Origin of the sequence: Streptomyces sp. NPDC015127 (assembly GCF_043080095.1) — a bacterium.
Classification (GTDB): Bacteria; Actinomycetota; Actinomycetes; order Streptomycetales; family Streptomycetaceae; genus Streptomyces.
This window is the reverse complement of sequence record NZ_JBIBVE010000002.1, coordinates 264903-286157: the sequence shown is the minus strand read 5'-3', so window position 1 is coordinate 286157 and position 21255 is coordinate 264903. Positions and strand designations below refer to the sequence as shown.

Annotated in this window: 23 protein-coding genes and 1 pseudogene; 5 read left to right on the top strand and 19 right to left on the bottom strand. The window is 72.3% G+C overall.

The annotated features are described in order from the left end of the window. Positions 1–25: 25 nt before the first annotated feature. Positions 26–1183, top strand: a complete 1158-nt coding sequence (locus ACF08N_RS04575) for a Gfo/Idh/MocA family protein (RefSeq protein ID WP_392323108.1) — start codon at positions 26–28, stop codon at positions 1181–1183. After that, positions 1180–2115 carry a PmoA family protein gene (locus ACF08N_RS04570; RefSeq protein WP_392323107.1) on the top strand — a complete coding sequence of 312 codons (936 nt, stop codon included), beginning with the start codon at positions 1180–1182 and terminating at the stop codon, positions 2113–2115. The genes ACF08N_RS04575 and ACF08N_RS04570 overlap by 4 nt, the downstream gene beginning before the upstream one ends. 137 nt (positions 2116–2252) lie before the next feature. Here the strand turns inward: ACF08N_RS04570 and ACF08N_RS04565 are convergent, their stop codons facing one another. The 6 genes from ACF08N_RS04565 to ACF08N_RS04540 form a co-directional block, all read right to left on the bottom strand. Next, entirely contained in the window at positions 2253–3707 is a 1455-nt protein-coding gene (locus tag ACF08N_RS04565) for a glyceraldehyde-3-phosphate dehydrogenase (RefSeq protein ID WP_392323106.1), read from the bottom strand. A 142-nt stretch (positions 3708–3849) separates the two neighbouring features. Then, on the bottom strand, positions 3850–4449 hold the full coding sequence (locus ACF08N_RS04560; protein ID WP_392323105.1) for a YdeI family protein: 600 nt from the start codon (positions 4447–4449) through the stop codon (positions 3850–3852). 187 nt (positions 4450–4636) lie between these two features. After that, positions 4637–5215 carry a Type-2Aa cytolytic delta-endotoxin gene (locus tag ACF08N_RS04555; RefSeq protein WP_392323104.1) on the bottom strand — a complete coding sequence of 193 codons (579 nt, stop codon included), beginning with the start codon at positions 5213–5215 and terminating at the stop codon, positions 4637–4639. A gap of 245 nt (positions 5216–5460) precedes the next feature. Continuing rightward, entirely contained in the window at positions 5461–5799 is a 339-nt protein-coding gene (locus tag ACF08N_RS04550; protein WP_392323103.1) for a DUF6233 domain-containing protein, read from the bottom strand. A 28-nt stretch (positions 5800–5827) separates the two neighbouring features. After that, positions 5828–6199, bottom strand: coding sequence for a hypothetical protein (locus ACF08N_RS04545; RefSeq protein ID WP_392323102.1), 372 nt, complete (start codon positions 6197–6199; stop codon positions 5828–5830). 95 nt (positions 6200–6294) lie between these two features. Beyond that, complete coding sequence (locus ACF08N_RS04540) at positions 6295–6516, bottom strand: helix-turn-helix domain-containing protein (protein WP_392323101.1); 222 nt, start codon at positions 6514–6516, stop codon at positions 6295–6297. 178 nt (positions 6517–6694) lie between these two features. Here ACF08N_RS04540 and ACF08N_RS04535 point away from each other — a divergent pair. Beyond that, positions 6695–6865: pseudogene (locus tag ACF08N_RS04535) on the top strand (thioesterase family protein); the annotation flags it as partial. 64 nt (positions 6866–6929) lie between these two features. On the opposite strand, the gene ACF08N_RS04530 reads toward ACF08N_RS04535, so the two are convergent. Further along, positions 6930–7709, bottom strand: a complete 780-nt coding sequence (locus ACF08N_RS04530) for a LysR family substrate-binding domain-containing protein (protein WP_392323100.1) — start codon at positions 7707–7709, stop codon at positions 6930–6932. A gap of 57 nt (positions 7710–7766) precedes the next feature. On the opposite strand from ACF08N_RS04530, the gene ACF08N_RS04525 reads away from it, so the two are divergent. Then, positions 7767–8171, top strand: coding sequence for a DUF5997 family protein (locus ACF08N_RS04525; protein WP_392323099.1), 405 nt, complete (start codon positions 7767–7769; stop codon positions 8169–8171). A gap of 29 nt (positions 8172–8200) precedes the next feature. Here the strand turns inward: ACF08N_RS04525 and ACF08N_RS04520 are convergent, their stop codons facing one another. Together ACF08N_RS04520 and ACF08N_RS04515 are read right to left on the bottom strand one after the other, a co-directional pair. Further along, a complete protein-coding gene (locus ACF08N_RS04520; RefSeq protein ID WP_392323098.1) occupies positions 8201–10390 on the bottom strand; it encodes a heavy metal translocating P-type ATPase in 2190 nt (729 codons plus the stop codon). Between the two features lie 2 nt (positions 10391–10392). Next, a complete protein-coding gene (locus ACF08N_RS04515; RefSeq protein ID WP_392323097.1) occupies positions 10393–10704 on the bottom strand; it encodes a DUF1490 family protein in 312 nt (103 codons plus the stop codon). A 180-nt stretch (positions 10705–10884) separates the two neighbouring features. On the opposite strand from ACF08N_RS04515, the gene ACF08N_RS04510 reads away from it, so the two are divergent. After that, entirely contained in the window at positions 10885–11241 is a 357-nt protein-coding gene (locus ACF08N_RS04510) for a DUF779 domain-containing protein (protein WP_392323096.1), read from the top strand. A gap of 29 nt (positions 11242–11270) precedes the next feature. Here the strand turns inward: ACF08N_RS04510 and ACF08N_RS04505 are convergent, their stop codons facing one another. The 10 genes from ACF08N_RS04505 to ACF08N_RS04460 form a co-directional block, all read right to left on the bottom strand. Then, positions 11271–11465 carry a hypothetical protein gene (locus ACF08N_RS04505; protein WP_392323095.1) on the bottom strand — a complete coding sequence of 65 codons (195 nt, stop codon included), beginning with the start codon at positions 11463–11465 and terminating at the stop codon, positions 11271–11273. Between the two features lie 106 nt (positions 11466–11571). After that, positions 11572–12441 (bottom strand): phosphatidylinositol-specific phospholipase C/glycerophosphodiester phosphodiesterase family protein, encoded by an 870-nt coding sequence (locus ACF08N_RS04500; protein ID WP_392323094.1) that lies wholly within the window; start codon positions 12439–12441, stop codon positions 11572–11574. Between the two features lie 135 nt (positions 12442–12576). Continuing rightward, positions 12577–13233 (bottom strand): ABC transporter ATP-binding protein, encoded by a 657-nt coding sequence (locus ACF08N_RS04495; protein ID WP_392323093.1) that lies wholly within the window; start codon positions 13231–13233, stop codon positions 12577–12579. After that, positions 13226–14125 (bottom strand): ABC transporter ATP-binding protein, encoded by a 900-nt coding sequence (locus ACF08N_RS04490; protein WP_392323422.1) that lies wholly within the window; start codon positions 14123–14125, stop codon positions 13226–13228. The genes ACF08N_RS04495 and ACF08N_RS04490 overlap by 8 nt, the downstream gene beginning before the upstream one ends. Before the next feature lie 269 nt (positions 14126–14394). Continuing rightward, positions 14395–15261: an ABC transporter permease gene (locus ACF08N_RS04485; protein WP_392323092.1), complete on the bottom strand. Its 867-nt coding sequence runs from the start codon at positions 15259–15261 to the stop codon at positions 14395–14397. Continuing rightward, positions 15254–16246 carry an ABC transporter permease gene (locus ACF08N_RS04480; RefSeq protein ID WP_392323091.1) on the bottom strand — a complete coding sequence of 331 codons (993 nt, stop codon included), beginning with the start codon at positions 16244–16246 and terminating at the stop codon, positions 15254–15256. Before ACF08N_RS04480 ends, ACF08N_RS04485 begins: the two co-directional genes overlap by 8 nt. Further along, on the bottom strand, positions 16243–17841 hold the full coding sequence (locus ACF08N_RS04475) for an ABC transporter substrate-binding protein (RefSeq protein ID WP_392323090.1): 1599 nt from the start codon (positions 17839–17841) through the stop codon (positions 16243–16245). The genes ACF08N_RS04480 and ACF08N_RS04475 overlap by 4 nt, the downstream gene beginning before the upstream one ends. A gap of 87 nt (positions 17842–17928) precedes the next feature. Further along, the gene (locus ACF08N_RS04470; protein WP_392323089.1) at positions 17929–19005 is read right to left on the bottom strand and encodes an acyl-CoA dehydrogenase family protein; all 1077 of its coding nucleotides are present in this window, start codon (positions 19003–19005) and stop codon (positions 17929–17931) included. Beyond that, positions 19002–20192 carry an acyl-CoA dehydrogenase family protein gene (locus ACF08N_RS04465; protein WP_392323088.1) on the bottom strand — a complete coding sequence of 397 codons (1191 nt, stop codon included), beginning with the start codon at positions 20190–20192 and terminating at the stop codon, positions 19002–19004. Before ACF08N_RS04465 ends, ACF08N_RS04470 begins: the two co-directional genes overlap by 4 nt. After that, positions 20189–21157, bottom strand: a complete 969-nt coding sequence (locus ACF08N_RS04460) for an NADPH:quinone oxidoreductase family protein (RefSeq protein WP_392323087.1) — start codon at positions 21155–21157, stop codon at positions 20189–20191. The genes ACF08N_RS04465 and ACF08N_RS04460 overlap by 4 nt, the downstream gene beginning before the upstream one ends. Positions 21158–21255 lie beyond the last annotated feature (98 nt).

Here is a 21255-nt window from a genome sequence, read left to right as displayed (position 1 = left end):
CCCCCTCTCCGAGGAGCGAACCGACATGTCCTCAGCCACCGCGCGCATCCGGGCCGCCGTCGTCGGCACCGGAGCCATCGCCCGCGGCAGCCACCTGCCCGCTCTCGCCGCTCATGCCCGCGACGTCGAGCTCGTTGCCGCCGTCGACGTGGACGACGAACGGCTCGACGGCTTCCGCAGGGTCGCCGGCGGGAACGTCGCGGGCTACCTGCGGCTCGACGAGATGCTGGCCGCCGAGCGCCCCGACCTGGTACTGATCGGATCGCCGCCGGCCTTCCACCTCGAACAGACGGTGGCCGCCCTGCGCGCGGGTGCCTGGGTGCTGTGCGAGAAGCCGCTGTGCCTGTCGCTCGCCGAGTACGACGCCATCGTCGAAGCGGAGGCGGAGGGCGCAGGGGGCCACGGCGGCCCGTACGCGGCCGTGATCTCCCAGCACCGCTACGGCTCGGGGGCCGTCCATGCCCGCGACCTGCTGGCCTCGGGCGCACTGGGCACCCCGCTGGTCGCGCACTGCCAGACGACCTGGTACCGCGACACCGCCTACTACGCCGTCCCCTGGCGTGGCCGCTGGTCCACCGAGGGCGGTGGCCCCTCCATGGGGCACGGCATCCACCAGATGGATCTTCTGCTGCACCTGCTCGGCGACTGGGCCGAGATACGGGCGATGGCCGGCCGTCTGGTGCACGACGTGGAGAGCGAGGACGTGTCCACCGCGCTGGTGCGCTTCGCCAACGGGGCGGTGGGCACCGTCGTCAACAGCGTGCTCTCGCCCCACGAGGTCAGCCGCATCCGCATCGACTGCTCGGACGCGACCGTCGAACTCACCCACCTCTACGGGCACACCAACGACGACTGGGTCTACACCCCGGCCCCGCACGTCGCCGCCGACACGCCCCGGACAAACGTCTGGCGGACACCCGCCGCCGATGTCCCCAGCTCGCACGCCGCCCAGCTCGGGGGCCTCCTGAAGGCGATGCGCTCGGCGACCCGCCCGCCCGGCGGGCTCCACGACGCCCGCCGGACGCTGGAGTTCGTCTCCGCCCTCTACAAGGCGGCGTTCACCGGACTGCCGGTGCGGGCGGGCGAGATCACGCCCGGCGACGCGTACTACGCCGCCCTGCACGGAGACCACCCCGACTGGGCCCCGCGCACGGCGACCACCACGGAGGACGAGGGCCGATGAGCGCACCGATCACCGTCAGGCACACGCACGGCGAGCAGATCACGGTCGCGGCCGGCGGCGTCGAGCTCATGACGTACGTGTACCGGCCGGATCCGGAGGCGTTCGAGTCCCGCAAGCCGTATGTCCACCCGCTGCGCACGCTGTCCGGCCGCCCGGTCTCGGGCTACCGTCCCCACGACCACCGCTGGCACAAAGGACTGCAGATGACCGCGAGCCATCTGTCAGGCCAGAACTTCTGGGGCGGCAACTCCTATGTCCACGGCGAGGGTTATCTGCCGCTGCCCGGCCGGATCGGCCGGATGCGGCACGACGGCTTCGACGCGTTCGAGCCGTCCGACGACAGGCTCGCCTTCACCGAACGGCTGTCGTGGGTCGAGAACGGTGGCCGGGAGTGGGCGCGGGAGCGGCGCACCGTCGCCGTCCACTCCGTCGAGCCGGAGGAGGGTGCCTGGGCGCTGGACTGGTCGATCCACCTGACCAACGTCCGTTCGGAGCCTCTGTGGTTCGGGTCCCCGGCCACGGCCGGCCGGGAGCGGGCCGGCTACACCGGGCTGCACTGGCGCGGGCCGCGCGACTTCACCGGCGGCGATGTTCTCGGTCCCGACGGGCGCGGGGGCGACGGGGAGGCGGGAGCCGCCGACATGATGGGGGTTCAGGCCCCGTGGCTGGCCTTCACCGGGGAGCACGACGCGGTCGACGCGCACAGCACGCTGGTCTTCGCCCACGCGCCGGAGAACAGCGGCGCGATCCACGAGTCCCACTGGTTCGTCCGCTCGGAACCCACTCCCACCGTCGCCGTCTCGTGGGCCTTCTACGAGGAGTTCGAACTGCCGCCCGGAGACGGCTTCTCCTACCGCTACCGGATCGTGGTCGCCGACGGCGCATGGGACGGCGACCGGATCGAGTCCTACCTCACGTCCCACGGGTGGTGAGCCCCAGGCGGGGAGCCCCCGGTGCCGGCCGGCGGGTGGCGGTGGGAGAGCAACCGGACCCCTGATCGGGCTCGGTTGCCCCACCGCCGCCCCGCCTGCCGGGTCACCGGATCGAACGGCCGGACGGTTTGCCGGGATCAGACCGCCGGAGCCGGGAAGGTCGGGTACTCCACGCCGGAGACGTGCTGGACGACCCGGATGACCTGGCAGGAGTAGCCGAACTCGTTGTCGTACCAGAGGTAGAGGATGGCGTTGTCGCCGTCGACCTTGGTGGCACCGGCGTCGACGATCGAGGCGTGACGCGAGCCGACGAAGTCCATGGAGACCGCGTCGGGGGCGGTGGTGAAGTCGATCTGGCGCTTGAGCGGCGAGTGCAGCGAGACGTCGCGGAGGTACTCCAGGACCTCGTCGCGGGTGGTCTCGCGGCCCAGGCGCAGGCTCAGGATGGCGATCGAGACGTCCGGGACGGGGACGCGGATCGAGCTGCCGGTGATCGGCGCCTTCAGGTCGGGCAGCGCCTTGGCGACGGCGGAGGCGGCACCGGTCTCGGTGATCACCATGTTGAGCGGCGCCGAGCGGCCGCGGCGGTCGGCCTTGTGGTAGTTGTCCAGCAGGTTCTGGTCGTTGGTGAACGAGTGGACGGTCTCCACGTGGCCGCGCAGGACGCCGTACTCGTCGTCCATCGCCTTCAGCGGCGGGACGATCGCGTTGGTGGTGCAGGAGGCGCAGGACAGGACCCGCTCGTCCGGCTTGATCATGTCGTGGTTGACACCGTGCACGATGTTGGGGACGTCGCCCTTGCCCGGGGCGGTCAGGACCACCTTGTCGATGCCGGGACGCAGGTGCTTCGACAGGCCCTCGCGGTCGCGCCACTTGCCGGTGTTGTCGATGAGGATGGCGTCCTTGATGCCGTACGCGGTGTAGTCGACCTCGGACGGGTCGTTCGCGTAGATCACCTTGATCGCGTTGCCGTTGGCGACGATCGTGCTGGTCGCCTCGTCGACGGTGATGGTGCCCTGGAACTGGCCGTGGATCGAGTCGCGGCGCAGCAGCGAGGCGCGCTTGACGATGTCCTCGGCGGCCCGCTCGCCGCCCCCGCGCACGACGATGGCGCGCAGGCGCAGGCCGTTGCCGGAACCGGCCTTCTCGATGAGGAGGCGGGCGACGAGGCGGCCGATGCGGCCGAAGCCGTAGAGGACGACGTCGCGTCCCTCGCGGCGCTCGATCTTGTTGGCGCCCGTGGCACCGGCGACGGCCTCGGCGGTGAACTCGTCCACCGACAGACCCCGGTCGTCGGTCTTGTACGTCGCGGCGAGCATGCCGATGTCGATCTGGGAAGGCCCGAGATCCAGCGCGGTGAGGGCCTGCAGGAACGGCAGGGTCTCGGTGACCGAGAGCTCCTCGCCTGCGATCTGCCGGGCGAAGCGGTGGGTCTTGAGGATGCTGACCACCGACTTGTTCACCAAGGAGCGGCTGTGGAGGAGGACGGTGACGTCCCGCTCCCGGTGCAGCTTCCCGATGATCGGGATCATCGACTCCGCGATCTCTTCGCGGTTCTTCCAGTTGGTGAACGAGTCGTCGTTGACAGTCACAGGTTTATCTTTCGAGCTAGGCGGCGCTCATATGCTAACCCCCCTCTCTTTCGATCATTCCATCGCCCCTGCCCGAGCGACAGTCTGTGCCGATTCGCCCTGTTGTGCCCGGCTCATCGCGGCTCTGCTCCGCCGCTGCTGCTCAGGGAGCGGCCGGCGAGTGGGGTGGACCCGACGGCCCTTCGGTCAGCGTGCGCAGCGCCTTGTCCAGCCGCAGCCGCCTGGCACGGGCGGTGGGCGCCTGGAGCAGCGGCAGGATCAGCAGGTACCGATCGGTCCTGTCCAGTGCCTCGAAGGCCGTCTTCGCCGAGGGGTGCGCATCGAGCGCGGCCATGAGGTCGTCCGGCACCGTGGCCGACTTCTGCGATTCGTACGCCCTGGCCCAGCGCCCGTCCTCCTGCGCCTTGCGGACCTCGGCCAGGCCGGGCTCCCGCATGCGTCCCTCTGCCGTGAGTCGCACGACCTTCTCGACGTTCACCTGCGACCAGAGGCTGTGGGGTCGCCGCGGTACGTACTTCTGGAGGTAGTGCCGGTCGTCGAGCGCCCGCCGTTGCCCGGAGATCCAGCCGTAGCACAGTCCCACGTCCACGAGCTCCTCGCTCGTGACCGACGGGATGCCGGAGTTTCTCTTGGCGACCTTGACCCACACGCCCTCACGGCGCGTGTGGTGGTGCGCGAGCCAGTCATCGAACGCCTCGGCGTCCGGGAAGGCGATGATCTCCACCCCGTTGATCGTGTCCACCCGGTCACGCTAGCGCCGTCCGTGAACGGAGGCGAGCGGATGGGGCGTTGTGCGGGAACCGGACCATGTGTTCCGGGTCCGGCGGGCCTTGGTGTGGATCGGGGCGGACGTGTGCGGGATTCCGGCCCGGGACGGCGGGCCGGGGCGGGACCGGTGCGAGTGCGTACCGGTGCCGGTCAGACGTGCGTCACGCCGCGAGCCCCAGCTGCTGCCGCAGCACGATGGCGTTGAGCCGGATCGCGTACGGGGCGATGTCCGAGATCTCCAGGGCCTCGACCGCGGCCTTCCCCAGGCCGACGGTCACATCGATGCACAGGGCGATCGCGTAGAGGTGCTCACCGGTCTCCTCGTCCTGGAGGGCGAAGAACAGGTCCCGGTAGTAGCTGGTGCGGTCCGCGCCCTCCTCGTAGAACGAGAGGCCCGGCTCACCCTGCTGCGCACCGAGGCCGGCGAACGCGCGGACGAGTTCCTCTTCGACCGTCTCCCAGCAGGAGGCGTCGGCGAACGTCCCCGGCAGGGCCTGGCGGACCGCTTCCTTGAGCGAGAGCACCATGACCATGGCGGGTGCGATCTCCTGGAGCCCCCAGCCCCGGACCATCTTCACGATGGCGCTGTCGGGGAGCGAGGCGGCGGCGGCCCGGATGTTGCCGAAGTCGAAGTTGACGGTCGCCGGGGCGATCGCCTCCTGGAACAACCGGTCGATGGCCCGGGCCTGTTCGAGATGGTCCGGGTCCACCCGGATGACGGTCTTGAAAGCAGCAGCCATGGCTCCTCCTGGTGAGTGGCGGTGATCAAGACACGTCAGTATGCCGAGCCGGCCCCACCCGGGCGACGGTGTCCCGCCGTGCGGACGGCGCCGCGCCTCCCGCGCCTCGTCGCGTCCACGATCCGGAACACCTCAACTCGCCCCGAACTGCGCGACGCGTACGGCCCCGACGCCTGAACCGCCCTCCCGGCCCGTACGCCGGCGCGAGCCTCCGGCGGCTTGCCGGAGGCCGCGCGCCCTGTACGTCACGCGAGCCCGGTCTCCGGCCGGCAGATCTCGCACGGCCTGATGTCCGCCTCCCCGAGGGCGATCACCGCCTCCTCGCGGCTCAGTCGGCCTCCCGGATGCCGGTACATGTGACAGCCGCCGCGGTGCAGGATCGCGAAGTCGTCGGCTGTCGCCCGGGACGGCTCGATCTTCCACGAGGCCCCTTCGCGCGCCGCGCGCTCCTGCTTCAGCCGGCGCCCCTCCGCCGCTTCCAGCGCGCTGATCGTGGCCCTGGTGCGCTCCAGTTGGTACGCCTGGTACTGCTCCACGATGCGCAGCTTCTGCAGACGGGACAGCTGGGGTATCGGATCGGACATGGCGGGACAGGTATCTCGGTCGGTCGCTCTAGGCGGCGGTCTCGACGTCCACGACGGGCACCGCCTCGGGCCGGGTGACGGACTTCAGCCGCATCCGGGTGTCCACGGCCTTCTCCCGTTCGACGGTGTCCCAGTACGGATGCGTGGCCACGGCGGCGGACAGCGCGAGGCACTCCGCGCGGAGCCTGTCCACGGCGGCCTTCTGCTGCTCGGTCCAGCCAGGGCTGTCCTCGCGACCACCGGTGACGTCGCCGGTGTGCGGATGCACCTGCCCTTCCCAGCCGGCCAGGGGCTCCACACTCCACGGCAGGGTGCGGCACAGCGCGGCCAGCTCGGATGTTGCCTGGTGAAGCCGGGTCTGGGCATTGCGCAGGTCGTCGGGGAAGTCGGTCTCGGCCATGCTCGAAACCATACTCCTGTTCGAATTTACTTGGCGAGTGCGGCGCGGTGATACGACGCGTCAGCCGTGCCCGCCGTCGCCGGCGGCCGCGGACGTCAACCTTCCGCGGCGTCCTCGGACTCCCGGCGCAGCAGGTCTCCCGGCCGGCACTCCAGTGCCTCGCAGAGCGCGGCGAGCGTCGTGAAGCGCACCGCCTTGGCGCGGCCGTTCTTGAGCACCGCCAGGTTGGCGGGGGTGATCCCGACACGTTCCGCGAGTTCACCCACGGACATCTTCCGCTTGGCCGGCATCACGTCGATGTCGACGGCGATCGGCATCAGATCACCTCGTCCAGCTCGGCCTGCATCTGCGCCGCCCTCGCCCCGCTGCGCGCGAGCAGCACCGTGCGGTACCTGAGCATCCTCGGCGGCACGGCCGTCCACGTGGTCCTGGCCAGTACGGTCCTCGGTCCCTGAGCCCCGCCCGCGTCACCACGTCCAGCCCGCCCACCCGAGGTGGATGGACCCCAACGTCGACCTGACCGTCCACCTCCACCGCCGGCCCGAGGGCCGCTGGACGGGACTCGACACCACGGTGACCTTCGGCCCCGCCGGCCAGGGCATCACCAGCACCGTCCTGCACGACGTCACCGGCCCGGTCGGACACGCGCAGCAGATCCTGACCATGCCCGCTGCCGGCCGCCGACCCCGGACCGTGAGGCGCGGGGACGGCGTCGGCGCGAGACACCCCCCTAGGACTTGCGCCGCGGACGGCCGCGCTTGGCGCCCTTGGCGCCGCCGGAACCGGTGCGGGGGCCGCGGCCGGAGGACGTGCCGGCCGCGGGCTTCCGCCGTGCGCCGCCCTTGTCCTGACTCTGTGCCTTGGGCTTGGTCCTGGTCTTCGGCTGGGCCTCGGCCGGCGGGCGGCCCCGCGTGCTGTTGACGGTGCGGCCGCGCACGATGCCGATGAACTGCTCCACCAGGTCGGTGGTCTCGTCCTGCGGCCACGACAGCGCGACGCGTGACTGGGGGGCGTCCGAGACGGGCCGGTAGGTCAGGTCCTTGCGGTGGTGCAGGCGGGCCAGCGACTGCGGGACGACCAGCAGTCCCACCCCTGCCGCCACCAGTTCGACGGCGTCCGCCGTCGTCGCCGGGCGCTCGATCGCGGGGCGTCCCGGCGGGTGCTCCCAGTCGAGGGTGTCGTCGAGGGGATGCAGCACGATGTCGTCGGCGAGATCGTCGGTGGACACCTCGTCCACCGCCGCGACGAGGTGGTCCTTCGGGACCACGACGACCGTCGTCTCGGTGTAGAGGGGGATGGCGCTGAGGTCCGTCCGGTCGACCGGCAGCCGTACGAAACCGGCGTCGGCGTCACCGCCCCGCAGCATGTCGAACGCCTCGTCGGCGGCCACGCCGACCAGGGTCAGGGGGACGTCGGGCAGCCGCTCGTTCCAGATCCGCACCCACTTCGTGGGCGTCACTCCCGGGACATAGGCGAGCCGGAACGAAGGGGATGCTTCCGAACCTGTCACGCCGCAAGGCTACCGTCCGTGGTCGGCGGCAGCACACACGCTCGATACCCTTGACCCATGACGTCGCACCAGAGCACCCAGACGATGAAGCCCGCCACCGCGGCGAAGAAACTGGGTGTGTACCTCGAGGCCACCCCCGCCGAGTTCCAGGAGGGTGTCGTCTCGCGCACCGAACTGAACGCCCTGCAGGCCGATCCGCCCCAGTGGCTGCAGGACCTGCGACGCAACGGCCCGCACCCCCGGCCGGTGGTCGCGGCGAAGCTCGGCATCTCGATCGCGGGCCTCGCCCGCGGCGGAATCACCGACCCGCTCACCACGGAGCAGATCGACGCGCTGAAGCGGGACCTCCCCGAGTGGCTGCAGAAGGAGCGGGCCACCCAGGCCGAGGTCCGCAAGGAAGCGGCGCGTATCAAGGCGAAGAACGAGGAGCGGGCCGCCGCGGACGAGCAGCCACGTCGCTGACCTCCGGGCCCGGTCGCGGGGTCCGGTTCTCAGATCACCCGGCGGCTCTCCAGCGGCGCCGCGTACCGGGCCGGGCCTCGTTCGCCCGGCAGGCGCGGGGTGTGGTTGACGAGCCGGGCCGAGTTGCCGACCACCGCGATGCTGCTCGTGTTGTGCAGCAGGGCGGCCACCACCGGGTTGATCGAGCCGCCGGCCCCGGCGCCGAGGCCGGCCAGGTTCACACCGATGGCCAGACCGTAGTTCTGCCGTACGACGCGCAGCGTCCGGCGGCTCAGTTCGACGACGGCGGCGACCTGCTGGAGGTCGTTGCCCGCCAGCGCGATGTCGGCGGTCTCCAGCGCCACGTGCGAGGAGTGCGCGCCCATCGCGATGCCGACGTCCGCCAGGGCGAGAGCTGGGGCGTCGTTGGTGCCGTCGCCGACCATGGCGACGAGATGCCCCTCGTCCTGAAGGTCGCGGATCAGCTGGAGCTTGCCCTCGGGCAGGGCGTGGGCATGCACCTCGGTGATGCCGAGGGCGTCGGCGACCGCCTGGGCCGTCTCGGGGGCGTCTCCGGTGAGCAGGACGATGCGCCGCACACCGAGGTCCTCCAGCTGCCGCACGACCGTGTGCGCTCCGCCGCGGACGGCGTCGGAGAGGCCGAGCATGCCGATGAGGTCGTCGTCGTGGGCGATGCAGATGACGGTCTCGCCCTGTGCGCGCAGCCGTTCCGTCCACGCCTGCGCGTCCGGCGGCAGTTGCATCCCGTGCCTGCGGAGCAGGGCCGGGCTGCCGACGAGAAGGCGGCTGCCGTCCAGCTCGGCGCGCATCCCCATGCCGAGGACGACCTCGCACGCCTGGTGGATCGGCACCTGCAGGTGCTGCTCCTCACTGCGGCGCACGATGGCCTCCGCCAGGGGGTGCCGGGCGTGCAGTTCGCCCGACGCCGCGAGGCTCAGCACCTCGTCGGTGGTGAACCGGTCGTGGAAGGTGACCACGCTGGTGACGAGCGGCCGGCCCAGCGTGAGGGTGCCGGTCTTGTCGAAGACCACGGCCGTGACCCGTCCGACGCCCTCCAGGTGTGTGCCGCCCTTGATGAGGGTTCCGTGGCGGGCGCCGTTGCCGATGGCCGCGCTGATCGCGGTCGGCGTGGCCAGTCCGGCGGCGCAGGGGCAGGCGATGAGCAGCATGGTCATGGCCCGCCGGGCGTCACGGGTGAGGGCGTACGTACCCGCCGCGAGGGCGAAGGAGACCGGGACGAACCGGCGCGTGAAGCGGGTCGCCACGGTCTGGATGGGCGCCCGGTCCGCCTGGGCCTCCTCCACCCGCCCGATGATGCGGCCCACGGTGGTGTCGCGGCCGACGGACGTGGCCCGGACGATGAGGGACCCGTTGGTGACGACGGTGCCGGCGTAGACGTCGCTGCCCTGGTGCATGTAGACGGGGAGGGCCTCTCCGGTGATCGCCGCCTGGTCGACCAGGCCCTCACCGGCGACGACCGTGCCGTCGACGGGGATCCTGTGGTGCTCGTAGACGGCGACCAGGTCGTCCGTCGCGACGTCCTCCAGGGGCACCTCCACCTCGACGCCCTCGCGTACGAGCCACACCCGCTCCTCCCCGACGCTCAAAAGCTCCTCGATGGCCCGGCGGGTGCGGCGCAGCGTGATGGTCTGCAGGAACTCGCCGATGTTCAGCAGCCACAGCACGGTCAGCGCCACCACGTTCTCCCGCAGCACCAGCGAAATCACCGTCGCCGCGGTGACCAGCGTGTCCGTACCGGGGTACCTGCGGCCCAGCGCGGTGGTCACGGCGCCGCGGAAGAAGGGCAGGCCGCTGAAGACGGTGGCGAAGCGCAGGAAGCCCAGCCGGCCTCCCCCGGTCCAGGGCGGGCGGCGCAGCAGCAGCCGGTGCACGGCGACGACCGCGAGGACGGCTCCGCCCACCACCAGCCGGGCGAGTTCACCCGTGGAGGAGTCCGGTGTCGCGCGGCTCTCCCGGACCACGGCGGACGGCGGCGGCGCCTCCTCAAGGGCGGCCACCAGCCGGTCCACGTCCAGGTGGTCCTGCGCGACCCAGACCACCACGCTGCCGGTGCGGGGAAAGATCCGCAGCGCCCGGAACCCCCGGACATCGGCGAGCCGCTCGTCGACCAGGCCGGCGCAGCCGGGCCGGTCCCTGAGCCACGGCACGGTCAGCCGCACCCGGCCCGCGGCCACGGAGCGCACGGCGATGCCGGACATGATCAGTGTTCGTGGTCGTGGTCGTGGCCCTCGACGCTGACCGCGGAGGGCGGCGGCGCCTCCTCACCCAGCGAGGACCGGGCCTCGGCCATCATGTCCCCCGCCTTGAGCCGCGCTTCCTCGGCCGCCGAACCGAGCCAGCGGCCTGCCACGATCCCGCCCGCGATCCCGCCGACGAGTGCCTTGCGGGCAGCGGGCTTCAGAGCGGGCGCGGCTTTGGCGGCTCCGCGGAGGATCAGTGCGCCGACTGTGCCCGAGACGGCGAAGTGTGCCAGGCGGCCTGCGGCGGCACCGGCCAGAGCAGCGGGATGCATGGGCGCTCCTTATGAGGTCCTGCGCCCCCATGACCCAACCTGCCTCAATTGTGGCCCCCTGCGCCGACGACGGGCAACCAGCGCCGGTGTGGCCCGCCGGGCGTGCAACGTTCTCGCAACCCGCGGCGGAGTTGACTGGTCACTGTCCGCGTCGGCAGGTGGTCGAGAAGGGGTCGTCCTATGAACGAGCACGGGAGCCGCCCGGTGGAACTCACGCCCGCGGCGGCCGATCTGCTGCGGCGGCTGCGGGCGGCCCACGGGCCGCTGATGTTCCACCAGTCGGGCGGCTGCTGCGACGGCAGTGCGCCCATGTGCTACCAGGCCGGGGAGTTCCGGACCGGGGCGTCGGACGTGCTGCTGGCCGAGTTGGGTGTGGAGGGAGTCGGGGAGCCGGTTCCGTTCTGGATGTCCCGGAGTCAGTACGAGCGGTGGAGCCACACCCGGCTCGTGGTCGACGTGGTCGAGGGCCGGGGCAGCGGCTTCTCACTGGAGGCCCCTGAGGGAGTGCGGTTCCTGATCAGGTCGTTCATGGCCTGATCAGGTGGTTCATGGCCTGAGCAGGTGGTTCATGGCCTGAGGTTGCCGACGACATCGGCGGTCGCCGCGATGCCCTCGTGGATGGTCGGAGCCATGCTCGTGCCGGCGAGGAAGAATCCGAGCAGGGCGCAGACCACGGCATGGGACATCTTCAGACCACCGTTGCGCAGAAAGATCACTGCCAGTACGAGGAGCAGAAGTACCAACGAGATCGAAATGGCCATCACCAACCTCCTTCGCCGCGGCGGGATTGCGGCGTTCGGCGGCCAGTCTGGCGCAGCGGTGGGCCCGTACGGCCGACTGGCGTGTCGGCCGTACGGGTGACTCGGCTCAGCGGTCCTCGGAACGCAGGAACCTCTCGAGTCCTGCCAGGTCGTCGGTGTTGACGTGGTCCACGTCGGCGGCCAGCAGTTCGCGCCACAGTGCGTCGCGGGCGGGGCCGGGCGTGTCGGGGGTGGCCCAGAAGCGGACCCGCTGGCCGCGGCCGTGGGCGGTGGCGACGAGGGCGTGCAGCTTCTCCCGTTCCGCCGCGGGGAACGGGCCCATGCCGAGCCAGCTGAAGCTGTGGGTCCAGTTGCTGGAGATCAGCGGGATGAAGGAGGCGGGGGCGGGCGCCGGGGCGGCGAGGTCGTCCAGGCGCCCATCGTAGAAGGCGTACCGGCGGCGCTGCTCCTCCATGGGGGAACGGGCGGTGCGGTCGCCGGAGACGACGGGAGTGACGGCGCCCAGGCGGACGCGGCCGTCGGTGCAGCTGCTCAGCATCCGCCGGTAGTCGCGCAGTTGGCGGTCGAGCTCGCGGTAGGCGGCGACGCCGTCCGTCTTGATGTCGACGAGCAGCTGCACCGGCCGGCGGTAACCGCGGTACACGCTGCCGTGGTTGGCGCGCACGCGGGCGAGCAGCGGTTCGAGGTAGAGGCCGCGCAGGGTGCGGGAGGGGTCGAGTTCGGCGGGCTCGTGGGCGACGAGCAGGTCGCCGTCGACGAGGAAGATGTCGGCCTCGACGCTGGTGAAGCCGTGTGAGAGGGCGTCGTGGAGCGGCCGTTCGTGCAGGTAGTCGTTGTGGGCATGGGCGCGGCGGAGCGGTGTGGGCCGGGCGGGTCCGCCGCCGCGCTCGGCGGCCTGCGCGGCGGCGGGGGCGGCGACGGCGCCCGCCAGTGCGGCGGCGAACGTGGTGACGGCTCTGCGACGGGTGGTCGGCACGGTGGCCTCCGGGCTCGGCGAGTCGGACGGGGCTCCGCGAGTATCCGACGACGGCGAGCCAATGGGCAGGCCACGGCCAAGAGTTCGGCCATCCGTCACCTGTGCGTGTGGTGGCGACCGGTGGCTTATGGGCCGTCAGGAAGCGATCTGGGACCAGTGGACGGTGCGGTCGCACCAGCGTCCCAGCAGGACGTGGTCGTGACCGACGGCGAGGAGGCCCGCACCGCTGTCCTGCCGGTAGCTCTCGACGGCGGCCACGAGGGCCGCGGTGGTGGAGGCGTCCAGCATCGCGGTCATCTCGTCGCAGATCAGCCAGCGCGGGCGGAGCACCAGGGCTCGGGCGAGGCAGGCGCGTTGCAGCTGGCCGTCGCTGACCTCGTGCGGTCGGCGGCCGAGGAGTTCACCGGTCAGGCCCACGGTGCGCGCCAGCTCCTCGACCCGGTCGGCCGCCCCGGCCCGCCGCCCGGTCGCGCGCAGCGGTTCGGCGATCAGGGCCCGCAGCGTCAGGCGGGGGTCGGCGGACAGCCGGGGCTGCTGGAAGACGACGCCGATGGCGGTACGCAGGTCCCGGGGAGCGGCGTGCCGCCAGCCGCGTACCGGCGCGCCGTCGAGGACGACGCGGCCCGCGTCGGGGCGGTGCAGCAGCGCGGCGACCCTGGCGAGGGTGGACTTGCCGCAGCCGCTGGGGCCGAGGAGGCCGACGGCCTCGCCGGGCGCGAGGTGCAGCGAGGCGCCTCGCACGACCGGGTGGCGGCGGTCGTAGCCCGCGGTGACGTCCTGGAGTTCAAACACGGTCGAGCTCCTCGGCGTGGTGGCAGGCGACGCCGTCGGTGAGTGCGGGCAGAGCGGCGCAGGTGTCGGACGCGCGCACGCAGCGCGGGGCGAACGCGCATCCGGGCGGCAGGTCGCCGAGTTCCGGCGGCAGGCCGGGGATCGGCGCGAACTCCCGTTCCGGCAGGGCGTTCAGCAGGCCACGGGCGTACGGGTGGCGGGGGCCGGGTGTGCCGAAGAACCCGGCGGCATCGGCGATTTCGACGATCCGTCCGGCGTACATGACGGCGACGCGGTCGGCGGTGCGCTGCGCGGCGGCGAGGTCGTGGGTGATCAGGAGCAGGGCACGGCCCTGGTCCGCGTGGCGGCGCAGTTCGTCGGCGGTGTGCTCGACGAGGTCGCGGTCGAGGCCGGTGGTCGGTTCGTCGGCGAGCAGCAGGGGCGCGTCACCGACGAGGGCCAGCGCCGTCGCGGCGCGCTGGGCGAGACCGCCGGACAGTTCGTGCGGGTGCCTGTCGAGGTGGCCGGCGGGGAACGCGGCACGCTGAGCAGCCTCGGCGGCGGCGCGGCGTGCTGCGGCTCCGCGAAGTCCGGTGAGCTGCCGTACGGTCTCGGCGAGTTGGGCACCGACGGTCCGCACGGGCGTGAGGTGGGCGGCGGGACTCTGCGGGATCAGACCGATGCGCCGCCCTCGGACGGTGCGTGCGAGGGTCCGCTCGTCGGCGTCGAGGAGTTCGATGCCGTCGACGACCGCGGACCCGGCGGTCTGCGCGTTGCCCGGCAGCAGCCCGAGCAGCGCGGAGGCGAGCACGGACTTGCCGCAGCCGCTCTCGCCGACGAGGGCGAGGCACTCCCCCGCCGCGAGGTCGAACGAGACGTCGGCGACGGCGGCGACGTGCCGCCCACCACGCATACGAAACCGCACGGAAAGCCCGCGTACGCCGAGGACGGGCGGCCGCGGCCCGACGTCTGCGCCGGGCACGGCGCGCGCGGCGCGCCCGGGCGCGCCCGAGTCTGCCGCAGGCGCGGGCTGCGTCGCGGGCGCGGGCGCGTCGCCGGCGAGCGCGTCGGGGGCGGAGGCAGCACCTTGCGTGGCACGCACACGCGCGTCCGAGGCCGCCGCAGACGCAGGCGCAGCGGTGCAGGAGTCCGGTGGCGCCGGGCGGGGGGTCTGCGGCGTGGTCACAGCATCAGCTCCGATCGGCGTCGCGGGTTGATCCTTTCGCGCCAGGCGCCGGCCAGGCCCGCTATCGCCAGCGTGGGGACGATGAGGAGGAGTCCGGGGAAGAGCGTGGGCCACCAGTCGCCGGCGAGCAGCGAACCGCGTGCGGACTGCACGAGGTTGCCGAGGCTGGCCTGGTGCGTCGGCAGGCCGAGGCCCAGGAACGACAGGGCCGATTCGTGCCACATCGCATGCGGCACCATCAGGACCGCCGCGAGCCCGGCCTGCGGCAGCACGCCCGGCAGCAGGTGCCGTACGGTCACCCGCCACCTGGTGGCGCCGCCGCTGATCGCCGCGTCGATGTACGGGCGCGAGCGCAGGGACAGCACCTCGGAGCGGACGATCCGGGCGGTGGACAGCCAGTGCGTGAGGGCGACGGAGACGATGACGGGCCACACCCCCGGCCGGAACATGGCGACCACGAAGATGCCGAGCAGCAGATGCGGCACGGAGGAGAACGTGTCCACCAGTCGCATCAGGAGCCGGTCGGTCCAGCCGCCGCACGCCGCGGCGGCCGCTCCGACCGCCGTGCCGATGAGGGTCGCGACGACGGCGGCGACGAGACCGACGAGCAGCGAGACGCGCAGCCCGTAGACGCAGCGCAGGAGCAGGTCCCGGCCGACGTCGTCGGTCCCGAACGGATGGGCGGCGGAGGGCGGTTGGAGCTTCATCGACAAGTCGACGGCCTGCTGGTCGAGCTGCACGAGGGGCGGTACGACGAGGACGGCGAGCGCCACGACGGTGACGACGGCGGCCGACACGGTGACGCGCACGGCGCGGGTCGAGCGGCGGGTGCGGCCGCGCGACGTCCAGGCGAGGTCAGCCATCGAATCCCACCCTCGGGTCGGCCAGGCCGTACAGCAGGTCGGAGATCAGGTTGCCCAGCAGCACGGCCGCCGTCGCGAACACGGTGAGTGCGGCGAGCAGCGGGAAGTCGACGGAGGTGGCGGCCTGGACGGTGGCCGCGGCGATGCCGGGCCAGCTGAAGACCGTCTCCACCAGCAGGGCACCGGTGATGAGTTCGGGAACGCGGGAGCCGATGAGGGTCAGCATCGGCAGCATGCCCGAGCGCAGGGCGTGGCCGATGAGCACGGTGCGTTCGGTGAGGCCGCGGGCGCGGGCGCCGCGCACCGGGTCCTCCTCCAGGGCATCGCCGACGCCTTGGCGTGCGTAGAGGAAGAACCACGGCAGCTGGGTGATGCCGAGGACGGCGGCGGGCAGCACGAGATGGGTGGCGACCTGGCCGAAGGTGACGGTGTCGCTGGCGGTGTCGGTGAGCCCGCCGGCGGGCAGGACGCCCAGTTCGAGGGCGAAGAACCAGATGGCGAGCAGTCCGAGCCAGAACGCGGGGGCCGCCTCCAGGGTGTACGCGGCGGAGCTGACGCAGCGGTCGAGCGAGCCGCCGCGGCGGCGGGCCGCGAGCACGCCGAGGGCGGTGCCGAGGACGACGGCGAGTGCGAACGCGGTCGCGGCGAGCAGCACGGACCAGCCGATGCGTTCGCCGATGACGTCGGCGACGGGCATGCGCATGACGGCGGAGTCGCCGAAGTCGCCCTGGAGGGCGGCCGTCAGCCAGTTCCACCAGCGGGTGACCAGCGGCTGGTCGACGCCGAGGTTGGCACGGATCTGGTCGAGGTTCTCCTGCGACGCGGTCAGTCCCGCGCTGCCGGTGTACGCCTTGACCGGGTCGAAGGGTGAGGCTGCGGCCACGGCGAACACGGCGAAGGTCACGGTGCCGAGGACGGGCACGGCGAGCAGGACCCGCCGCCCGGTCATGCGTGCGAGCGCGCCCCAGGGGAGGCGGCGGTTCACTGCTTCGGCGTCCAGTCCTCGACGTTCCACCAGGGGCCGGAGGCCAGACCGTGGTCGTGCGGCTCGACCTGGGTGCTCAGCCCGTCCCACCGGTCGTTCACGACGTAGACGTGGTCGATGTGGGTGAGGAAGGTGTAGCCGGGGTTCTTGACGAGTTCGCGCTGGACGGTGTCGTACGCGGCCTTGCGTGCGGCCTTGTCGCCGCTGCGGCGGCCGTCCTCCAGGGCCTTGTCGACGGCCGGGTTGTCGTAGTGCGCCATGTTGTTGAAGCCGTCGCCGGCGAGGCGGGAGTTCAGCAGGAGGTACTGGTCGAAGTCGGGGTCACCGGGTGCGCCGCCGCCCGCGAGGACGGCGTCGTGCTCCATACGGGGCTCGATGACCTCCCAGGTGCCGGCCTTGGTGGTGATGTCGATGCCGGCCTTCTTGGCGTCGGAGGCGTAGGCGAGGGCGTGGTCCTGGCGGAGCTTGTCGCCGGTGAGGTACCAGAGCGGGAAGGCGGCGCGGACGCCGTCCTTGACGCGGATGCCGTCCTTGCCGGGCTTCCAGCCGGCGTCGTCGAGGATCTCCTTGGCCGCCGCGAGGTCGTGGCGGCGCTCGGTGCCCCGGGTGAACCATTCGCTGCCGATGGGGACGGGCCCGTAGGCGGGCTTGCCCGCGCCGCTGAGGATGCTGTTCACCATGGCCTCGCGGTCGACGGCGATGTCGAGGGCGCGGCGGACGGCGGTGTCGCCGGCGACCTTGTTGCCGGTGGGCAGGGTGACGGTGCGGTAGTCGTAGGTGGTGGCCGTGTACGTCTTCCGGCCCGCGTCCCTGCCGAAGCCCTTGGCCAGGTTGGGCGGCAGGATGGCCCCGTCGAGGTCGCCCGCGCGCAGCCGGGTGGCGCGGACGTCGTCGTCCTTGATGATCGCCATGGTGAACTTCTTCACCGCGGGTGCGCCGCCCCAGTAGCGGGGGTTGGCCCTGAAGCTGATCTTCTCACCCTTGGACCAGCCGGTGAGAATGTAGGGGCCGGTGCCGACGGGCTCGGTGGTGAAGTCGCCGGTGTTGACGTCCTGCCGGCCGGCGATGTGCTCGGGGGCGATGGGCAGGACGGTGCGCTGGGCGAACGGCGCGTAGGGGTACTTGAGGGTGAAGACGACGGTGTCGTCCCCGACGGCCTTCACGTCCTTGACGACGTCCAGTTCGGTCCGGGACGGATTGTTGGTCCGCTTGTCGAGGATGGTCCGGTAGGTGAAGACGACGTCACCGGCGCCGAACGGCTCGCCGTCGCTGAACTCGACGCCCTTGCGAAGCCGGTAGGTGTACGTGAGCCCGTCGTCGCTCACCTCGGGCAGCGCGGCGGCGAGCGCCGGGCGGAGTTTCATGTCCGCGTCGAAGGCGAGCAGTCCGTCGAAGATCTTGGAGTTGCCGTCCTTGCCGTAGCCGAGGAGCGGGCTCAGCGTCTCGGGTTCGTAGGCGATGCCGACGACCGCCGAGTCCTCGGCCCGCCCGCCGGTCCCACCGGCGCTGCCCGGCTGGGAGCAGGCCGCCGCGCCGAAGGTCAGCGCGGCGGCGAGCGCCGTGGCGGCCGCGGCTCGTATCGATCGGCCCGTCATGCTCGTACACCCCTGTTGAAGATCAGCCGTTATTGCAAACTGATCGCAATTAAACAACACGTAAAGGGCGTGACGAAACAGGGGGTGTTACGGAGCCTGGAGATCGACGAGCTCGGCCAGTGCCTGCGTGTGGCGGCCCGGCGTGCCGAGGGCGATCTCGTCGGCCTTGGCCCGCTTGAGGTAGAGGTGCGCGGGGTGTTCCCAAGTCATGCCGATACCGCCGTGCAGCTGCACGCACTCCTCGGCGGCGTGGACGGCGACCCGCGAGCAGTACGCCTGGGCGACGGCCACCGCCGTCGCGGCATCGGGGCTCCCGGTGGCCAGGGCGTCGGCCGCGGCGCGCGCGGCGGCCCGCGCCGAGACGACCTCCAGCCACACCTGGGCCATCCGGTGCTTGAGCGCCTGGAAGGAGCCGACGGGCCGGTTGAACTGGTGCCGCTCCCGGGTGTGCCGGACCGTCTCCTCAAGGCACCATTCCGCGACGCCCAGTTGCTCGGAGGCGAGCAGCCCCGCCCCTGCGAGCAGCCCGCGCCGTACGGCCGCCTCGCCCGCCTCGCGGCCCGCGACGCGCGTGCCCCCGGGGCCGGGGGTGACGGAGGCGAGCGGACGGGTCAGGTCGAGCGCGGTCTGCGGTTCCACCGAGACCTCGGAACGCTCCAGCAGGTACAGGCCGTCCGCCCGCGGTACCAGGAACACGTCGGCGCGGACGGCGTCCGCGACGCCGGTGACCCGTTCCGCGTCCAGCGGCAGCGGTCCGTCGGCGGATGCCGACAGCGGCAGGGCGGTCACGGCGGTGCGGCGGCCCGCGGCGAGGTCGCCCAGCAGCGCGGTCACCTCCCCGGCGTCGTCACCGAGCGCGAGCAGCACCTCCGTCGCGACGACCGAACTGGTCAGATACGGCGCCGGGGCGACACGGCGGCCGAGCTCCTCCAGGACGACCGCCGCCTCGCGGTGGCTCGCACCCTGACCGCCCAGCTTCTCGGGCACGAGGAGCCCGGCGGCGCCGACGTCGGACGCCAGGGCCTTCCACAGACCGGCGTCGTACGGGTTGCCGCTCTCGGCTGCGCCCGCGACGAGGGCCGCGGGGTCGGCGTGCGCGGTGAGCAGCGAGCGGACGGCGGCCCGCAGATCGGTCTCGGCCTCGGAGTACAGCAGGTCCGTCATCGCGCGAGGTCCTTCCAGGCGATGTCCTTGTCGCTGCGCGGTTCGGCGGGCAGGCCGAGGACGCGTTCGGCGACGATGTTGAGCAGCACCTCGCTGGTGCCGCCCTCGATGGAGTTGCCCTTGGAGCGCAGGTAGCGGTAGCCGGCGTCACGACCGGTGAAGTCGACCAGCTCGGGGCGGCGCATGGTCCAGTCGTCGTACAACAGCCCCTCCTCACCGAGGAGTTCGACCTCCAGGCCGCTGATCTCCTGGTTCAGGCGGGCGAAGGCGAGCTTCGTGCCGCTGCCCTCGGGGCCGGGCCGGCCCGCGGCCAGCTGCTGGCGCAGCCGTTCGCCGGTGAGCCGGGCGACCTCGGCCTCGACCCAAAGGGTCAGCAGCCGCTGGTGCAGGTCGTGGGTGCGCAGTTCGGGGCGTTCGCGCCAGGTGCGGGCGACGGGGCCGATCATTCCGCCCTCGCGGGGCAGCCGCATACCGCCGATGGACACCCGTTCGTTCATCAGCGTGGTCTGGGCGACCTTCCAGCCCGCGCCGACCTCGCCGAGCCGGTGTGCGTCGGGGATCCGGACATCTGTGAGGAAGACCTCGTTGAACTCCGCCTCGCCGGTGATCTGGCGCAGTGGCCGCACCTCGACACCGGGGTCGGTCATGTCGCAGATGAAGTAGGTGATGCCCCGGTGCTTGGGCAGGTCCGGGTCGGTGCGGGCGATGAGGATGGCCCAGCGGGCGACATGGGCGCTGGAGGTCCACACCTTCTGCCCGGTCACCACCCAGTGGTCGCCGTCGCGGACCGCGCGCGTGCCGAGCGCCGCGAGGTCGGAGCCCGCGCCGGGCTCGCTGAACAGCTGGCACCACACCTCCTCGCCGGTCCACAGGGGTTCGAGGAAGCGCCGCTGCACCTCCTCGGAGCCGTGGGCGAGGATCGTCGGCGCGGCCATGCCGAGGCCGATGCCGATGCGGCGGGGGTCGTTGTCGGGCGCGCCGGCGGCGGCGAGTTCGGCGTCGACGACGGCCTGCATGGAGCGGGGCGCGCCGAGGCCGCCGAGGCCCTCGGGACAGTGCACCCAGGCAAGTCCGGCAGCGAAGCGGGCGCGGAGGAACGCGCCGCGTTCCGTGGTGGCCGGCGGGTGCGCGGCGAGCAACTCCTGTGTCCGCTCTCGCAGTTCGGCGGCGTCGGGGGTCCTGTTCACCGGTGCGCTCCTTCCGGGACGACGACCAGGCGGCCGGTGGTCGTGCCGTCGGCGACGCGCTGGACGGCGTCGGCGGCGTCCTTGAAGGGGACCCGCTCACTGACCAGGGGCTTGATCAGTCCCTTGGCGGCGTACTCGGTCAGCGTCCGGTGGCAGTGCCCGATGGACGCGGGGTCCTTCTGGGCGTAGAGGCCCCAGTGCAGGCCCATGATCGAGTAGTTCTTGACCAGGGCGTGGTTGAGCGCGGGGGCCGGGATGTCGCCGCTGGCGAAGCCGACGACCACGATGCGGCCCTCGAAGGCGACGCACTTCGCGGACTTGGCGTAGGCGTCGCCGCCGACGGGGTCGTAGATCACGTCGGCGCCCCGGCCGCCGGTGGCGTCCTTGACGGCGGCGACGATGTCCTCGGTGCGGCGGTCGACGACCACGTCACAGCCCAGTTCGCGGGCGACGGCAGCCTTCTGCGGGCCGCCGACGACCCCGATGACCGTGGCCCCGGCCGCCTTGCCGAGCTGCACGGCGGCGCTGCCGACACCGCCGGCCGCGGCGTGGACGAGCAGCGTCTCGCCCTCCTTGAGGCCCGCCCGGCGGTGGAGTCCGAACCAGCCGGTCTGGTAGCCGATGTGCAGGGCCGCGGCCTCGGCGTCGTCCAGTGCGTCGGGCGCGGGCAGCAGCGCGGCCGCGTCGGCGACCACGTACTCGGCGAGACCGCCGTGCGGCAGGGCGGGGTTGGCGATCACCCGGCGACCGTCCCCGGTCTCGCCGCAGATCTCCACGCCCGGGGTGAACGGCAGCGGCGGCTTGATCTGGTACTGCCCCCGGCACAGCAGCGCGTCGGGGAAGTTGATGTTCGCGGCACGGACCCGGAGGAGGACCTGCCCCTCGCCGGGCGTGGGCCGGTCCACCTCTTCGAGCCGCATCACCTCGCTCGGCTCGCCGCTCCGGTGCACTTGCCATGCCTGCATGTCAGGGCCTCCCACAGCCGTAGGCGTACTGCGCTGGGCCGCATACTAAGCGGTCGCTTGCTCGCGTGGAAGACCCTGCCCGGCCGACCGCCGGATTC

Coding starts and splice junctions, on each gene's coding strand:
- ACF08N_RS04575 (WP_392323108.1), top strand. CDS start 26: ATGTCCTCAGCCACCGCGCGCATCCGGGCCGCCGTCGTCGGCACCGGA.
- ACF08N_RS04570 (WP_392323107.1), top strand. CDS start 1,180: ATGAGCGCACCGATCACCGTCAGGCACACGCACGGCGAGCAGATCACG.
- ACF08N_RS04555 (WP_392323104.1), bottom strand. CDS start 5,215: ATGGCTGCTGCTTTCAAGACCGTCATCCGGGTGGACCCGGACCATCTC.
- ACF08N_RS04550 (WP_392323103.1), bottom strand. CDS start 5,799: ATGTCCGATCCGATACCCCAGCTGTCCCGTCTGCAGAAGCTGCGCATC.
- ACF08N_RS04545 (WP_392323102.1), bottom strand. CDS start 6,199: ATGGCCGAGACCGACTTCCCCGACGACCTGCGCAATGCCCAGACCCGG.
- ACF08N_RS04540 (WP_392323101.1), bottom strand. CDS start 6,516: ATGCCGATCGCCGTCGACATCGACGTGATGCCGGCCAAGCGGAAGATG.
- ACF08N_RS04525 (WP_392323099.1), top strand. CDS start 7,767: ATGACGTCGCACCAGAGCACCCAGACGATGAAGCCCGCCACCGCGGCG.
- ACF08N_RS04520 (WP_392323098.1), bottom strand. CDS start 10,390: ATGTCCGGCATCGCCGTGCGCTCCGTGGCCGCGGGCCGGGTGCGGCTG.
- ACF08N_RS04515 (WP_392323097.1), bottom strand. CDS start 10,704: ATGCATCCCGCTGCTCTGGCCGGTGCCGCCGCAGGCCGCCTGGCACAC.
- ACF08N_RS04510 (WP_392323096.1), top strand. CDS start 10,885: ATGAACGAGCACGGGAGCCGCCCGGTGGAACTCACGCCCGCGGCGGCC.
- ACF08N_RS04505 (WP_392323095.1), bottom strand. CDS start 11,465: ATGGCCATTTCGATCTCGTTGGTACTTCTGCTCCTCGTACTGGCAGTG.
- ACF08N_RS04490 (WP_392323422.1), bottom strand. CDS start 14,125: ATGCGTGGTGGGCGGCACGTCGCCGCCGTCGCCGACGTCTCGTTCGAC.
- ACF08N_RS04485 (WP_392323092.1), bottom strand. CDS start 15,261: ATGGCTGACCTCGCCTGGACGTCGCGCGGCCGCACCCGCCGCTCGACC.
- ACF08N_RS04475 (WP_392323090.1), bottom strand. CDS start 17,841: ATGACGGGCCGATCGATACGAGCCGCGGCCGCCACGGCGCTCGCCGCC.
- ACF08N_RS04470 (WP_392323089.1), bottom strand. CDS start 19,005: ATGACGGACCTGCTGTACTCCGAGGCCGAGACCGATCTGCGGGCCGCC.
- ACF08N_RS04460 (WP_392323087.1), bottom strand. CDS start 21,157: ATGCAGGCATGGCAAGTGCACCGGAGCGGCGAGCCGAGCGAGGTGATG.